Origin of the sequence: Pantoea sp. GbtcB22, assembly GCF_019091025.1 — a bacterium.
GTDB classification, from domain to species: Bacteria; Pseudomonadota; Gammaproteobacteria; order Enterobacterales; family Enterobacteriaceae; genus Pantoea; species Pantoea leporis.
In genome coordinates this window covers 23,526-37,433 of sequence record NZ_JAGXKB010000001.1, presented here as the reverse complement: position 1 = coordinate 37,433, position 13,908 = coordinate 23,526, and the positions used below count along the sequence as shown (strand labels likewise).

Below are 13,908 nucleotides of genomic sequence, written 5' to 3'. Positions count from 1 at the left end.
GCACAGCTCATTCCAGTAGCTGTAGCGGATGACATGGTGCAGGCGCTCATCTCTCATAGTAACGATACACCGAAGGATGGAACTCAACACCGTACAGCTGGCTGATGGGAATCAGCAGGTCGATATGATTACTGAGATCGAATTCGCGCTCTTCTGCGGGTCCAGTCTCGCCATTGATCAGTTGGTTAAACCACTGCTGCAAGAGGTGTTTCATTGCCAGCTTCTCCACAAATGATTGACGCTGACAGTAAACCGTATTCTCTCCTATAACCAAACCGATTAGTTGTGCGCTTCATTGCCAATTAATGCATATACGTAGAGCCCACAATGGGCACCAGCCAATGCCCTATCCCCTGCTCTTCGCCATCATCTTGCGGTAATTGTTCAGCCATTTGCCGCTGTTGAGTCGCCACCAGAAAAATACGCCGCGCACCGTCCAGTCGAGGAACATGCCGAGCCACACGCCTATCACGCCCATTCCCAATACAATCCCAAGGAAATAACCGGCTACGACGCGGGCGCCCCACATGCTAAACATTGACACATACATGGTGTAACGCGCATCGCGCGCGCCTTTCAGGCTGGCGGGCAGCACCCATGAAGCGGTCCAGATCGGCATAAAGGCGGCATTCAGCCAAATCAAATGCTTGGTAACTGAAATGACTTCCGGATCGCGGCTGTAAAACTGCGCGAGTGTTCCGGCAAGCGGCACGGTGAACAACGCCAGCGAACACAATCCAATCATCGCCAGCCAGAACACGTGTTTGATTTGGCGTTCAGCCTGCATCACCTGATTCAGTCCCAACCTGCGGCCGGTAATAATGGTCGACGCCGATCCCAGCGCGTTACCTGGCAGGTTAATCAGCGAAGCAATCGAGAAGGCGATAAAGTTACCGGCAATTTCATTGGTGCCCATGCCAGCAACAAAAATCTGCGTCAGCAGCTTACCGCCGTTAAACAGCACCGATTCAATACTGGCAGGCACGCCAATGCCCAACACTTCCATCAGGATATTGCGATCCCAGCGCCGGAAATAGCTGGCGATGGAGATTTTCAGGGCTGGCGTAATGCCGCGATACAGCACATAAATCGCCGCCGCCGCACCGATGTAGCGCGAAATGGTCAAGCCCAATCCGGCACCAACAAAGCCCAGCCCTTCCCAACCGAGGCAGCCGTAAATCAGCACGCTACTGATCACGATGTTGAGAATGTTCATGCCGCCGTTGATCAGCATCGGGATTTTGGTATTGCCCGCACCACGCAGCGCGCCGCTGCCAATCAGCGCAATCGCCGCTGCGGGATAGCTCCACGCCGAGGTTTGCAGATAGCTCAGTGCCAGCTCTTTCACTTTGGGATCGGCGCTGCCGGCAATCACATCAATGATCAAATGCCCCCAAAACTCGATGGCGATCATCAGCACAAACGCCAGCGCGGTCATCAATCCCAGCGACTGTCTGGTAGCGGCTCGCGCCCGTTTGCCGTTGCGTTTCGCCAGGCTGAACGCCACCACCACCGTGGTGCCGAGATCGATGGCGGCAAAGAAGGAGATGATCACCATGTTGAAGCTGTCGGCCAAACCGACGCCCGCCATCGCTTCTTTACCCAGCCAGCTCACCAAAAAGGTACTGAGGACGCCCATCAGCATCACGCAGAGGTTTTCGATAAAGATGGGCACGGCTAATGGGGTGATTTCTCGCCAGAACAACGTACGGTAAGCGCGGCGCTTGGGATACCACGCCGTGTTTCTGACCGCCCGCATCACTGCTACGCCAGGATTTTGCAAGGGATTACCAAATCACTTTGGAGAGGAAGAAGAGTAATAATGATGATAGGCCACTGAGAATTATGCAAAGTGTTTCCCCTCACCATTTAATCATTATTACAAACTTTTTGTCGCCACCACCGCAGGATCGGCTGCGCCGCCCAAATAGGCGCTGCGCACGTCGTCATTATTGAGCAGCTCTGCGCCGCTGCCGCTCAGGCGAATCTCACCGTTCTCCATCACATAGCCGCGATCGGCTAGCTGCAATGCATGGCGGGCATTCTGCTCCACCAGAAACAGCGTCATGCCTTGCTGGGTCAATTCGCGCAGAATGCCAAAGATCTGCTTCACCACAATCGGCGCGAGGCCAAGACTGGGTTCGTCGAGCAGCAACAGCTTAGGTCGACTCATCAGCGCACGCGCAATCGCCAGCATCTGCTGCTCGCCGCCGGAGAGCGTCATGGCGCGCTGCTTACGCCGCTCCAGCAGGCGCGGAAACAGCTGATACATGCGCTCTTTGTCCTCTTTAACAAAACGTTCGCCGATAGCGATGGTGCCCATCAGCAGGTTCTCTTCCACCGTCATATCAGGAAAGATGCGTCGTCCTTCCGGGGCCTGCGCAATGCCGCTGGCCGCGATGAAGTGCGTCGAACGCTGGCTGATCGCTTCGCCGCGCAAGCGGATCTCGCCGCTGGCAATGCGCGGCTGACCAAAGATCGACATCAGCAGCGTGGATTTTCCCGCGCCGTTAGCGCCAATCAGCGCCACGGTTTCGCCCTGATTCACCGTCAACGACACCTGTTTCAACGCCTGCAAAGGACCGTAAAACACATCGACTTGCTCAAAAGCCAGCATCGGTTCAGCCATGATCGCTCTCCTCTTCTGCGCCGAGATAGGCGGCAATCACTTTGGGATCGTGACGAATTTGCTGCGGCGTGCCCTGGGCAATCACATCGCCATGATCGAGCACTACGATGTGATCGGAAATGCGCATCACCATTGGCATGTCGTGTTCAATCAGCAACACGCTGATGCGATGGTCGGCACGCAGACGATGCAAAATCGCGCTCAACGCCTCGGTTTCCACCGGATTCAGCCCAGCCGCCGGTTCATCCAGACAAATCAGTTCCGGTCGCGTACACATGGCGCGCGCGATCTCCAGCCGCCGTTGCTGACCGTAAGAGAGCGTGCCCGCCAGGCGGTTGGCGCTGGCGACCAGATCGACGTTTTCCAGCCAGTAAAAAGCGCGATCCAGCGCGCGATTTTCTGCTTCACGGTAGCCGCGCGTGTTCAGCACGCCCGCCAGCAGCTGACGATTGACCTGCATATGCTGAGCTACCAGCAGATTCTCAATCACCGACATTTCGCGGAACAGCCGGATATTTTGAAAGGTACGCGCCAGCCCGGCGCGGTTCACCAGATGCGCGCCGCCAAACATCTTGTACCAGAGCCGCGAGCCGAGCCGTGTAGGATTGATCCAGTCACCTGCGTGAATTTTTTGCCCCAACACCTGAATCACATCGGTGCTGCGCTGATTGGCGTTAAGCACAATGCGTCCGCCGCTGGCGCGATAAAAACCGGTCAGGCAGTTGAACACCGTGGTTTTACCGGCACCGTTAGGACCAATTAATGAGGTCACCGAACCGCGCTCCACCGCCAGGCTGACGTCATTCAGCGCCTTGATGCCGCCAAAGCGCATCATCAGGTTGTCCACTTGCAGGATGGCATCACTCATGGCGCACTCCTTTTCGCAGCGGCACGCCAACGCGTGCGGTGCGCACCAGCCCACGTGGCCGCCAGATCATCATCAGCACCATTAGCATGCCGAACAGCAGCACGCGGTATTCGGCAAAGCTGCGCAGCAGTTCCGGTGCCACCGTCAGCACAAACGCTGCCAGCACCACGCCGAGCGTCGATCCCATCCCACCAAGCACCACAATGGCGAGAATCAGCGCTGACTCAAAAAAGGTAAACGAGGTGGGATTAACGAAGCCTTGATAGCTGGCAAAAAACACCCCGGCGATGCCCGCCGTTGACGCGCCCAACATAAAGGCTGAAAGCTTAACCAACACATGGTTAAGCCCCATCGCGCGGCAGGCAATCTCATCTTCACGCAGCGCTTCCCAGGCGCGGCCAATCGGCATACGCGTCAGGCGATGCTTGATCCACAGCACCAGCAACACCACCAGAACCAGCACAACATAGATAAAGATAAATTTCATATTCGGGTTGTAAGTGACGTGCAGAAACTCGTGATACGGCACGCCGCCATCGCGCGCGCGGCGGGCAAACTCGAGGCCAAAGAAGGTCGGCGACGGCACGGAAACCCCGTTCGGGCCGCCGGTAAAGGCGACCCAATTGGTCAGCACCAGACGAATGATTTCACCAAAGCCGAGCGTAACGATCGCCAGATAATCGCCGTGCATGCGTAGCACCGGGAACCCGAGCAGCGCGCCAGCAAAAGCTGCCAGCAGCGCCGCCAGCGGCAGCATGCTCCAGAAACCCAATCCGAGATATTGATAGCCAAGCGCCAGGCCGTACGCTCCGATGGCATAAAAAGCCACGTAGCCGAGATCAAGTAATCCGGCGAGCCCAACCACAATATTCAAGCCCAACCCGAGCAGCACATAAATCAGGCCGAGAATCGCCACCGTCAGCAGATATTTACTGGAGAGAAACGGAAAGGCCAGCGCCACGATCAGCAGCAGCGGCAATATCCAGCGCAAACGCGAACGATAGCCGGGCTCGCGCACGTAAACCCCGTCATCGCTGCTGGCAAACTTGCGCATGATGCGCTGACCAACAGGCGCGTGCAGAAACAAACTGAACAGCAAACGCCCCGCCATCACCACCGCCACCAGCAGCGCCACGCGCTGTGGCGACAGTTTGAAGCTGTAACCGTCGAGCACCACGCCAACAATCGGACCAAATACCACCAGCGCCACTAACCCCGCCAGCAGCGTATCGAGCAGCGCCTGGCGCACAGGATTTTGCGTCATTGCATTCATCGAGGCTTCCTCACACTTTAGCGACCAGCGGACGTCCCAGCAGTCCTTGCGGGCGGAAGATCAAAATCACCACCAGCAGCGAAAACGAGAACACATCTTTGTAGTCAGAATTCACCATCCCGGCGAACTGCGCTTCCGCGACGCCCAGCAATAATCCGCCAAGCATCGCGCCCGGCAGTGAACCGATGCCGCCGAGCACTGCGGCGGTGAACGCTTTGATGCCAATGATAAATCCGGCGTAAAAATCAAAGGTGCCGTAATTCATGGTCACCAGCACGCCAGCTAATCCCGCCATCGCCGCACCAATCACAAACACCAGCGAGATAACGCGATCGGTATTGATGCCGAGAATGGAAGCCATGCGCCGATCCTGCTGCACTGCACGGCAAATACGCCCGAGTTTGGTGTACTGGATAATCCAGGTCAGCAGCGCCATGCCGCAAAACGCCGCGATCAGGATGAAGATTTTGGTCCAGGTGATTTGCACCACGCCACCATCAAATTCCATGCGCAACACGCCGGTCAGCAACGTCGGAATGCCCTGCTGATTTGGCCCCTGACTGAGTTGCACATAGTTCTGCAAAATCAGTGACATGCCGATCGCTGAAATCAGCGGCGCAAGGCGCGTCGAGTTGCGCAGCGGTCGATAGGCGATGCGCTCAATCGCCCAGCCGTAAGCCGAGGTGACGATAATGGTGAAGATTAAGGTGCCGAATATCAGTAGCGGGAAGGAGTGAATGCCAAAAAAGCTGAGTAGCGATAAGCCAATGGCACACAGATAGGCGGAGATCATATACACCTCGCCGTGGGCGAAGTTGATCATGCCGATAATGCCGTAAACCATGGTGTAACCGATGGCGATCAGGCCATACACGGCACCGAGCGTTAAACCGTTGATCAGCTGCTGTAAGAAAAAGGCGTCCATAATGTCGTCTCGTACTCAATGGGAGCGCACACCTCGCGCGCAATCGCGAATGGCCCCGCACTGCGCGGGGCCGCGTGGCACATTACAGCTGGTGATACTTGCCTTTGTCGTCCCATTGATACACGACGTAATCCGACACCTTGAGATCGCCTTTACTGTCCCAGCCTTTTTTGCCCATGACGGTATCGACGCTGTTGGCTTTCAGCCAGTCGCTGGCCTTGGCGTTGTCTTTACCGGCTGCTTTGTAAGCGGCGGCCAGCGTCTGCACGGAGGCGTAGGCATACAGGGTGTAACCTTCTGGCTCAAATCCGCTGGCGCGGAATTTGTCGATAACCGCTTTGCCATCGGCGATGGTGCGCGGATCGTTGCCGAAGGTCATGTAGACGCCTTTGGTGTATTGCGGGCCGCCTGCTGCCGTCACCATCTCTTCCGTCACAATGCAGTCACCGGAGAAGAAAGCCGCATTAACGCCCTGCTCACGCATCTGGCGCACCAGCGGACCGGCTTCCGGATGACAGCCGCCGAAATAGACCACGTCCGGTTTCAGCGCGCCGATCTTGGTTACCAGCGCATTGAAATCTTTCTCGCCGCGCGACAATCCTTCATACAGCACTTCTTTTACGCCGCGCTTCTCAAGTGAGGCTTTGGTGGCATCCGCCAAACCCTGGCCGTAAGTGTCTTTGTCATGAATGATGACCACTTTCTTCGCTTTCAGCTTGTCGATGATGTAATCCGCGGCGATGGCGCCTTGCTGGTCATCACGCCCACACATGCGAAATAGAGTTTTCATGCCGCGTTCGGTAATTTTTGGGTTGGTGGATCCGGGCGTGATCGCTAAAACGCCGGCCTCATCATAGACTTCCGAAGCGGGCATGGTGGATGAGGAGCAGAAGTGGCCGACCACCGCCATCACTTTATCCTGATCGACCAATCGGTTAGCGACGGATACCGCCTGCTTCGGTTCACACGCGTCGTCGCCCTGCACCAGCACGATTTTCTCGCCGTTGATGCCGCCTGCCGCATTGATATCCTCCGCGGCCTGGCTTGCGCCTTTCCAGTATTGCGCGCCGTACGTCGCATTAGGCCCTGAGAACGGACCCGCCACACCAATTTTAATATCTGCCTGAGCGTAAAAGGCCACGCTTAAACAACCTGCAATCGCCACCTTCATTGGGTGTTTTATGAATTTCAAAGACATGCTTTCAATCCTCAACGGGTCAGGAACGGAGCCATACCACGGCCTGGGAGAAATCAATTTCTGAAACTTCGGCAGAACAGAGTGCGGCCTCCAACACCTGAAGAGTCGCCATTTATGGCAACCTGCTTTAAGAACCGGATGGATTCATTAAGGCCACGGTTGAAAACTAAGCAATAAGCTCGCCAATACCGCGAAGGTGGACGATTTATTACTCGGGCATCGCTCCAGAACAGGAGACACGCGATGTAACATCCCTGCTGATCATAAACATAGCCGCGGTTACGCCACGCACCAGCACCGTGATGGTGCAGAATGCGGTCGATCACAGATTCTTCATCGTAGCGAAGGGTTTATCCGCTATGCTCTGGTGAAAACGGTCCATGTTTCTGAAGGAGAACCCATGAATACACAACGGAACGGATTGAGCAGCCAGCAAGCGCTGGACGAACTAGAACGCCTGTACGACGCAGCCGTTGACGCGCTGCGCAACGCCATTCGCGATTTCACTGCCACCGGACAGTTGCCGGATGAGGCCGCGCGTCAGCAAGGGCTGTTTGTTTATCCGCAGCTGCGCATCACCTGGCTGGGTGAAGGTCCGCAGCAAAATCGCACCCGCGCGTGGGGACGTTTTACCCATACCGGCAGCTACAGCACCACCATCACGCGCCCGGCGCTGCTGCGCCACTATCTCAGCGAGCAGCTGCAGATGCTGGAGAAGGAGTACGACGTGCTGATTGAGGTCGCGCCTTCACAGCAGGAAATTCCTTATCCTTATGTGATTGACGGCTTGTCACTGGACCGCTCAATGAGCGCCAGCATCGCACGCCATTTCCCCACCACCGAACTGTCGCAAATCGGTGATGAAACCGCCGACGGCCTGTTCCACGCCAATGCGATTTTCCCGCTGTCGCACTTTGACGCCCTGCGCACCGATTTCTCACTGGCACGCCTGCGCCATTACACCGGCACGAGCGTAGAGCACTTTCAGCCGTTCGTGCTGTTTACCAACTACACGCGCTACGTCGATGAGTTCGTGCGCTGGGCGATTGAGCAAGTGCAGGATCCCACCACGCCTTACGACAGCCTGGCCTGCGCCGGTGAAGTGGTGATCACCGCCGATACGCAAGACCCGACGGCGATGATGTCCGATCTGGCGTGGAAGAAGCACCAAATGCCGGCATGGCACCTGACATCACCGAATCGTCGCGGCATTACGCTGGTGAACATCGGCGTGGGGCCATCCAATGCCAAAACCATCTGTGACCACCTGGCGGTGATTCGTCCGCACGCCTGGCTGATGATTGGCCACTGCGGTGGACTGCGCGAAAGCCAGACCATCGGCGACTATGTGCTGGCGCATGCCTACCTGCGCGACGACCACGTACTGGATAGCGTACTGCCGCCAGATATCCCAATCCCGAGCATCGCCGAAGTGCAGCGCGCACTGTATGACGCCACCAAAGCGGTCAGCGGCATGCCCGGCGAAGAAGTTAAACAGCGCCTGCGCACCGGCACCGTGGTCACCACCGATGACCGTAACTGGGAGCTGCGCTACTCCGCTTCGGCGCTGCGCTTCAACCTGAGCCGCGCCGTAGCGGTTGATATGGAGAGCGCCACCATCGCCGCGCAGGGTTATCGCTTCCGCGTGCCTTACGGCACCTTGCTATGCGTATCCGATAAACCGCTGCATGGCGAGATCAAGCTACCGGGCCAGGCAAACCGCTTCTATGAAGGCGCAATCTCCGAGCACCTGCAGATTGGCATCTGCGCGGTAGAACTGCTACGAGCTGAAGGCGACAAGCTGCATTCGAGGAAGCTGAGAACCTTTAACGAGCCGCCGTTTAGGTAATCATGATGAGTTCCGGCCCATGAAGGGCCGGAACCGTGCAGTAAAGCGCGTCATGACATTTTCAAAACGATATTCTGCACAAACCACGCCAGCACCAGAAGGCCGGTCGGTATCATGATTTTCCAGGTGATGCTGTTGTTGAAGGCAGATATTTTATCTTCCAGCTGATTGAATCTCTGATTAACTCTGTCGAACTTCTCATCAATCCTTTCAAACTTCTCATCAATTTTTTCGAACTTCTCATCTATCTTTCCAAACTTCTCATCTATCTTTTCGAACTTTTTATCGAATTTGTCTTCCATCCGCTCAAACTTTTTATCGAGACGTTGTTCAAGCGCCCCCAGCTCGCCCATAATCTCCACACGCATCACGCCCTGCTCGGCTCTGACCTTTTCGATATCCGCTTTAGTCGCAAAATGCTCTGAACGCGCAGTTAGCACAGCAACATCCATCTGAATCTGCTGCGTGGTTTTTTCCAGCTCTTCAACGCGTTTGGTGAGTTGTTCCATTTGGTGATCTCCTTTGTTACCAACGTCAAAAATAAGCGGTGGGAACACACGAGTTGTATTGCTAATGGGGTAATCCATCACCGAATCCTCTTCCATCGCGCAGCTCAATCTTTCCACCACACTGTTAGTGAAACAGATTTGCGCAGCGTTAACATTCCACGATCCCGCCATTCACAGCACATTTTTTGCGGGCAGGTTTAAATAACACGCAAAGCCTGGGCTGTTTTGAGAGGGAAGGAAAGTGAGCATCAAAAAGGATTGCGAAGTGTCACGCAGAAAATAAACGAAGGGATGCAACAGCAGACACGGAAGCCCGAGCGGGCTTCCGTTAAGCAACATTTACGCGCTCAGCCAGCCCAGTTTGATAACAAACAGAATCGACAAAATGATCAGCGCCGGGTTGACCTCTTTGGTGCGGCCGCTCAGCAGTTTCACCACCGTCCAGGTGATGAAGCCGAACGCAATACCGTTGGCGATCGAGTAGGTCAGCGGCATGGTCAGCGCGGTCACGGTTACCGGCGCGGCGGTGGTGATATCTTTCCAGTCAATATCCGCCAGGCCAGACGCCATCAGCACCGCCACAAACAGCAGCGCTGGTGCGGTGGCATAAACCGGTACGCTGCCCGCCAGCGGCGAGAAGAACAGGCTCAGCAGAAACAGAATCGCCACCACAATCGCCGTCAGGCCGGTGCGGCCACCGGCGCTGACGCCGGCAGCAGATTCCACATAGCTGGTGGTGGTTGAAGTACCAAGCAGCGAGCCGAACAGCGCGGCGGCGCTATCTGCGATCAACGCACGGCCCATTTTCGGCACGTTGCCCTGCTCATCTGCCAGACCGGCGCGCTTGGTCACACCCAGCAAGGTGCCGGTGTTATCGAACACGTCCACGAACAGGAAAGCGAAGATTACGCTCACCAAACCGACGTTAAAGGCACCGGCGATATCCAGCTGCATAAAGGTTGGCGCGATAGAGGGCGGAGCGGAGAACACGCCACCAAACGGCGTCAGGCCAATGCCCATAGAAATGAAGGTCACCACCAGAATGCCGATCAGCACCGCACCGGTAACGCGACGCGCTTCCAGCACCACAATGATGAAGAAGCCGAGCAGCGCCAGCAGCGGACCCGGTTTGGTCAGGTCGCCCAGGCCAACCAGCGTTGCTGGGTTATCCACCACGATACCCGCGCCTTCCAGCGCGATAATCGCCAGGAACAGACCGATACCGGCACCAATACCGGCACGCAGCGGCAGCGGAATACTGTTAATAATCCACTCACGGATTTTGAAAAGCGACATGGCAAAGAAGATCACCGCCGACAAGAACACCGCGCCCAGCGCGACTTGCCAGGTGTAACCCATATGCAGCACCACGGTATAGGTGAAGAAGGCGTTGAGGCCCATGCCCGGTGCAAGTGCAATCGGATAGTTAGCGATCAGGCCCATTAACACACAGCCAATCGCCGCCGCCAGACAGGTCGCCACGAAGACCGCACCTTTATCCATGCCGGTTGCGCCGAGAATGCTCGGGTTAACAAACAGGATGTAAGCCATTGCCAGGAAGGTGGTGATACCCGCAATGATTTCGGTGCGAACCGTGGTGTTGTGCGCTTTTAGTTTGAAGAGTTTTTCTAACATCATCATCTCTCATGAGCGGAGACGGCACGAATGCGCGCGCTCCTTGCCAATGTGGTTTACATGCTTATTGTTGTTTTGAAAGCGAAGCAAACTGGACAACAGGTTGTGAAACCTTGCGCTTTCCCCTGTCCATATAGCAATAGCTATGCCACTCCCCTACGCAATCGATTACGTTTTCATTTGCGGCTGCGGCTAAGATTATTCTGAACCAGAATGAGGCGCGATTATGGTGCATTGCACCAGCGCCGCGCAATCGTTTTCCTACCTGACGATGGTTTGGCAAAAAGAGTGCGGCACTGCACGCTTCCGCACTCTGCCAGGCGATGGCGCTCACGTTTCTGTTGCCTTAATCAGCAGGTAAAAAACATCGGGTTACACTGCTTTTAACCCTTTCGTAACAAAAGAGGCGCATCCATGAAGCCCGCGATTCTGGTGGTCGATGATGATCGTGCAGTGTGCGAATTGCTGCACGATGTGTTGAATGAACATGTATTTACCGTTTATTGCTGCCATCAGGGGAAAGATGCGCTGGCTCTGCTGGCGCTGCACCCGGAAATTTCACTGGTGATGCTGGATATGATGCTGCCAGACACCAACGGCTTGCTGGTGCTGCAACAGATGCAGCGGCAGCGTCCCGATCTGCTAGTGATCATGTTGACCGGCATGGGTTCGGAAGCGGATATGGTGGTGGGGCTGGAGATGGGCGCGGATGATTACATCGCTAAACCGTTCAATCCGCGCGTGGTAGTGGCTCGGGCACGCGCGGCGCTGCGACGCTGCGGACGGCTGGTGCAGCCGGAAGCGTTAGCGGATGAAGGTTGGCAATTTAACGGCTGGCGCCTCGACGATGCGCGCTGCCAGCTGTTCAATCCACAACGCGAAAGCGTGCCGCTAACGCAAGGTGAATACACGCTGCTGCGCGCGCTGGTGGCGCATGCGCGCAAAGTATTAACCCGCGATCAGTTGCTCGAACTGACGCACAGCGAAAGCCTTGAGGTGTTTGATCGCACCATTGATGTGCTGATTATGCGGCTGCGACGCAAGATAGAAATCAATCCGCATCAACCGAGCCTGATCCGCACCATTCGCGGTCTCGGCTATGTTTTCTCCGCCGACGTGATGCGTCCGGCCTCTTCGGCACGCGAAACGCAAATCGCCTGATCCATCCAGCGCTGCATCTCGGCTAATGGCCGCGTGCCGTCCAGCGCGTTGGCGGCATGCAGATTAAAACAGGCGCAGGTGTGCGCCAGCTTCAGCGTTTCCGTCAGCGACCAGCCTTCATGGCTGGCATAGAGCACACCGGCGCAAAACGCATCGCCCGCCCCCACGCTGCCAACGATCTCTTCTGGCGCTAAGCACCACGCCGGTTGCCAGCGCTCTTCGCCGTCCGCTTGCTGGCCCCACGCGCCTTCGGGTGCGTGGATCACCACCCGCTGACGTACGCCTTGCTGCATTAGCCAGGTAGCCGCCTCGGCAAAAGCTTCGGGGGCGGCAAGCCCGTGCGGCGTGCGCAAACTGATGCCGGTGAGTGATTGCGCCTCCAGTTCGTTGATCACCAGATAATCGAGCCAGCGCAGCGCAGGCACCACCAGCGGTCGATATTCGCCCACGCGCGACACCAAATCGAGGGAGGTGAGATAGCCGCGCTGCTGCATCTGCGCCAGCAGCCGTGCGCTGCGCGTGCCGTATTCATCGTCCGGCACATCAAGGCTATCCAGCAGCAGCAAATACCCGAGATGGAAGATGCGATGGGACGTGAAGACGTTGGCGAAGTGCGCCAGATCGAGCTTGCCATTGGCGCCGCGCGCATGGAAGAAGGTGCGCTGGCCATCCGGCGTGGTCATCACCTGCGTCATCGCCGTGTTAATGCTCGCGGTGCGCTGTACAAACTGGCGGTCGATGTGATGATCGTCAAGCAGTTGCAGGATGTAGTCGCCGTCGCTGTCCTCGCCTACTATGCCGACGCCCGCCAGCGGCAGATTCAGCTGCATGCGCGCCAGCGTAAACAGCACGTTGAGCGCCGCGCCGCCGCTGCACTTCTCGCTGTGCTGAATCTCGGTTAGCCAGCCTTGTTCCGGCCAATGGCTGATGCGCTGCACGTGATCCACCAGCATGCTGCCGGCACCGATGATTCCGTTACGCACCATGCGATTATGCCCTCCCGGCGCTGCCGAATACCTGCATCTGCTGCGCCACCACGTTGGCGATGTCGCGCTCTACCGCCATCAACAACTCAGCAAAGGCGTCGTAGCGCGCATCGCGTTGGGCGATCTGCGCTTCAATCGCCCCGAGCGCCGCCTGCGACATGCCGGTATAGAAATTGATTTTGTTAATGCCAAGGCTGACGGCGCGGCGGAAATCCGCGTCGCTAATGCCGGAACCGCCATGCAGCACCAGCGGAATGCCGGCCGTCGAGCGAATCGCAGCCAGCCGGTCAAAGTCGAGTTTGGGTTCGCCTTTGTATTTGCCGTGCGCATTGCCAATCGCCACCGCCAGGCAATCAATGCCGGTGGAGTGCACAAAATCAGCGGCCTGCGCCGGATCGGTAAATTTATCGCTGTCGGCTTCGCCAAACAGCGCTCCGCCTTCATCGCCGCCCACCGCACCAAGTTCGGCCTCTACCGATACGCCGAGCGCGTGACACATCTTCACCACCTCGCGCGTCTGGCGCACGTTCTCCTCATAGCTGAGCGTCGAGCCATCGAACATGACCGAGGTAAAGCCAAGGCGAATCGCCTGCATCACCGCCTCAAAATGCAGGCCATGATCGAGATGCAGCACCACCGGAATAGCGTGCAGCGCCGCTTCGGTACGCACCGCGGCGACCAAATGCTCGAGGCTGACATACTTAAAATGCACTTCAGCGATGCTGATAATAAACGGCGAGCGCTGCCGCTCAGCGGCCTGATAGAGCGCGCGCAGGAAATGGGTGTCGAGGACGTTAAACGCGCCAAGCGCGTAGCCGTTCTGTTGCGCATGGGCCAAACCCTGCGCCAGTGAAATCAGTGCCATATCAGGCTCC

14 protein-coding genes are annotated in these 13,908 nt (G+C 56.8%); 2 read left to right on the top strand and 12 right to left on the bottom strand.

The genetic code is table 11. The features are described 5' to 3' along the window. Positions 1–46: 46 nt before the first annotated feature. The 7 genes from KVT28_RS00175 to KVT28_RS00145 all read right to left on the bottom strand — a co-directional run bounded on the left by KVT28_RS00175 (position 47) and on the right by KVT28_RS00145 (position 6,893). Positions 47–214 carry a hypothetical protein gene (locus KVT28_RS00175; protein WP_167391193.1) on the bottom strand — a complete coding sequence of 56 codons (168 nt, stop codon included), beginning with the start codon at positions 212–214 and terminating at the stop codon, positions 47–49. A gap of 132 nt (positions 215–346) precedes the next feature. Further along, positions 347–1,759 carry an EmmdR/YeeO family multidrug/toxin efflux MATE transporter gene (locus tag KVT28_RS00170; protein WP_217546257.1) on the bottom strand — a complete coding sequence of 471 codons (1,413 nt, stop codon included), beginning with the start codon at positions 1,757–1,759 and terminating at the stop codon, positions 347–349. A 120-nt stretch (positions 1,760–1,879) separates the two neighbouring features. Further along, the gene (locus KVT28_RS00165) at positions 1,880–2,629 is read right to left on the bottom strand and encodes an ABC transporter ATP-binding protein (protein WP_217546255.1); all 750 of its coding nucleotides are present in this window, start codon (positions 2,627–2,629) and stop codon (positions 1,880–1,882) included. Then, positions 2,622–3,497, bottom strand: coding sequence for an ABC transporter ATP-binding protein (locus KVT28_RS00160; RefSeq protein WP_137386054.1), 876 nt, complete (start codon positions 3,495–3,497; stop codon positions 2,622–2,624). Before KVT28_RS00160 ends, KVT28_RS00165 begins: the two co-directional genes overlap by 8 nt. After that, the gene (livM, locus tag KVT28_RS00155) at positions 3,490–4,770 is read right to left on the bottom strand and encodes a high-affinity branched-chain amino acid ABC transporter permease LivM (protein WP_101762800.1); all 1,281 of its coding nucleotides are present in this window, start codon (positions 4,768–4,770) and stop codon (positions 3,490–3,492) included. The genes KVT28_RS00160 and livM overlap by 8 nt, the downstream gene beginning before the upstream one ends. A 10-nt stretch (positions 4,771–4,780) precedes the next feature. Next, on the bottom strand, positions 4,781–5,695 hold the full coding sequence (locus tag KVT28_RS00150; protein ID WP_008105462.1) for a branched-chain amino acid ABC transporter permease: 915 nt from the start codon (positions 5,693–5,695) through the stop codon (positions 4,781–4,783). A gap of 82 nt (positions 5,696–5,777) precedes the next feature. Next, the gene (locus KVT28_RS00145) at positions 5,778–6,893 is read right to left on the bottom strand and encodes a branched-chain amino acid ABC transporter substrate-binding protein (RefSeq protein WP_101762802.1); all 1,116 of its coding nucleotides are present in this window, start codon (positions 6,891–6,893) and stop codon (positions 5,778–5,780) included. A 400-nt stretch (positions 6,894–7,293) separates the two neighbouring features. On the opposite strand from KVT28_RS00145, the gene KVT28_RS00140 reads away from it, so the two are divergent. Further along, positions 7,294–8,742, top strand: coding sequence for an AMP nucleosidase (locus tag KVT28_RS00140; protein WP_110868358.1), 1,449 nt, complete (start codon positions 7,294–7,296; stop codon positions 8,740–8,742). Positions 8,743–8,792: 50 nt separating this feature from the next. Here KVT28_RS00140 and KVT28_RS00135 read toward each other — a convergent pair whose 3' ends face one another. The 3 genes from KVT28_RS00135 to KVT28_RS00125 all read right to left on the bottom strand — a co-directional run bounded on the left by KVT28_RS00135 (position 8,793) and on the right by KVT28_RS00125 (position 11,220). Then, positions 8,793–9,422, bottom strand: a complete 630-nt coding sequence (locus KVT28_RS00135) for a DUF4164 family protein (protein ID WP_254633431.1) — start codon at positions 9,420–9,422, stop codon at positions 8,793–8,795. A 168-nt stretch (positions 9,423–9,590) separates the two neighbouring features. Next, positions 9,591–10,889, bottom strand: a complete 1,299-nt coding sequence (locus KVT28_RS00130; RefSeq protein WP_008105472.1) for an NCS2 family permease — start codon at positions 10,887–10,889, stop codon at positions 9,591–9,593. Between the two features lie 61 nt (positions 10,890–10,950). Next, positions 10,951–11,220 carry a hypothetical protein gene (locus KVT28_RS00125; RefSeq protein WP_137386057.1) on the bottom strand — a complete coding sequence of 90 codons (270 nt, stop codon included), beginning with the start codon at positions 11,218–11,220 and terminating at the stop codon, positions 10,951–10,953. An 80-nt stretch (positions 11,221–11,300) separates the two neighbouring features. On the opposite strand from KVT28_RS00125, the gene KVT28_RS00120 reads away from it, so the two are divergent. Further along, the gene (locus KVT28_RS00120; RefSeq protein ID WP_217546253.1) at positions 11,301–12,047 is read left to right on the top strand and encodes a response regulator; all 747 of its coding nucleotides are present in this window, start codon (positions 11,301–11,303) and stop codon (positions 12,045–12,047) included. Here KVT28_RS00120 and KVT28_RS00115 read toward each other — a convergent pair. Next, positions 11,984–13,033, bottom strand: coding sequence for a carbohydrate kinase family protein (locus tag KVT28_RS00115; protein ID WP_217546250.1), 1,050 nt, complete (start codon positions 13,031–13,033; stop codon positions 11,984–11,986). The two genes, KVT28_RS00120 and KVT28_RS00115, sit on opposite strands and share 64 nt — an antisense overlap. A gap of 4 nt (positions 13,034–13,037) precedes the next feature. Next, positions 13,038–13,898 carry a ketose 1,6-bisphosphate aldolase gene (locus KVT28_RS00110; protein ID WP_192411582.1) on the bottom strand — a complete coding sequence of 287 codons (861 nt, stop codon included), beginning with the start codon at positions 13,896–13,898 and terminating at the stop codon, positions 13,038–13,040. Between the last annotated feature and the right edge of the window lie 10 nt (positions 13,899–13,908).

Coding starts and splice junctions, on each gene's coding strand:
- KVT28_RS00175 (WP_167391193.1), bottom strand. CDS start 214: ATGAAACACCTCTTGCAGCAGTGGTTTAACCAACTGATCAATGGCGAG.
- KVT28_RS00170 (WP_217546257.1), bottom strand. CDS start 1,759: ATGCGGGCGGTCAGAAACACGGCGTGGTATCCCAAGCGCCGCGCTTAC.
- KVT28_RS00165 (WP_217546255.1), bottom strand. CDS start 2,629: ATGGCTGAACCGATGCTGGCTTTTGAGCAAGTCGATGTGTTTTACGGT.
- KVT28_RS00160 (WP_137386054.1), bottom strand. CDS start 3,497: ATGAGTGATGCCATCCTGCAAGTGGACAACCTGATGATGCGCTTTGGC.
- livM (WP_101762800.1), bottom strand. CDS start 4,770: ATGAATGCAATGACGCAAAATCCTGTGCGCCAGGCGCTGCTCGATACG.
- KVT28_RS00150 (WP_008105462.1), bottom strand. CDS start 5,695: ATGGACGCCTTTTTCTTACAGCAGCTGATCAACGGTTTAACGCTCGGT.
- KVT28_RS00145 (WP_101762802.1), bottom strand. CDS start 6,893: ATGTCTTTGAAATTCATAAAACACCCAATGAAGGTGGCGATTGCAGGT.
- KVT28_RS00140 (WP_110868358.1), top strand. CDS start 7,294: ATGAATACACAACGGAACGGATTGAGCAGCCAGCAAGCGCTGGACGAA.
- KVT28_RS00135 (WP_254633431.1), bottom strand. CDS start 9,422: ATGGCGGGATCGTGGAATGTTAACGCTGCGCAAATCTGTTTCACTAAC.
- KVT28_RS00130 (WP_008105472.1), bottom strand. CDS start 10,889: ATGATGTTAGAAAAACTCTTCAAACTAAAAGCGCACAACACCACGGTT.
- KVT28_RS00120 (WP_217546253.1), top strand. CDS start 11,301: ATGAAGCCCGCGATTCTGGTGGTCGATGATGATCGTGCAGTGTGCGAA.
- KVT28_RS00115 (WP_217546250.1), bottom strand. CDS start 13,033: ATGGTGCGTAACGGAATCATCGGTGCCGGCAGCATGCTGGTGGATCAC.
- KVT28_RS00110 (WP_192411582.1), bottom strand. CDS start 13,898: ATGGCACTGATTTCACTGGCGCAGGGTTTGGCCCATGCGCAACAGAAC.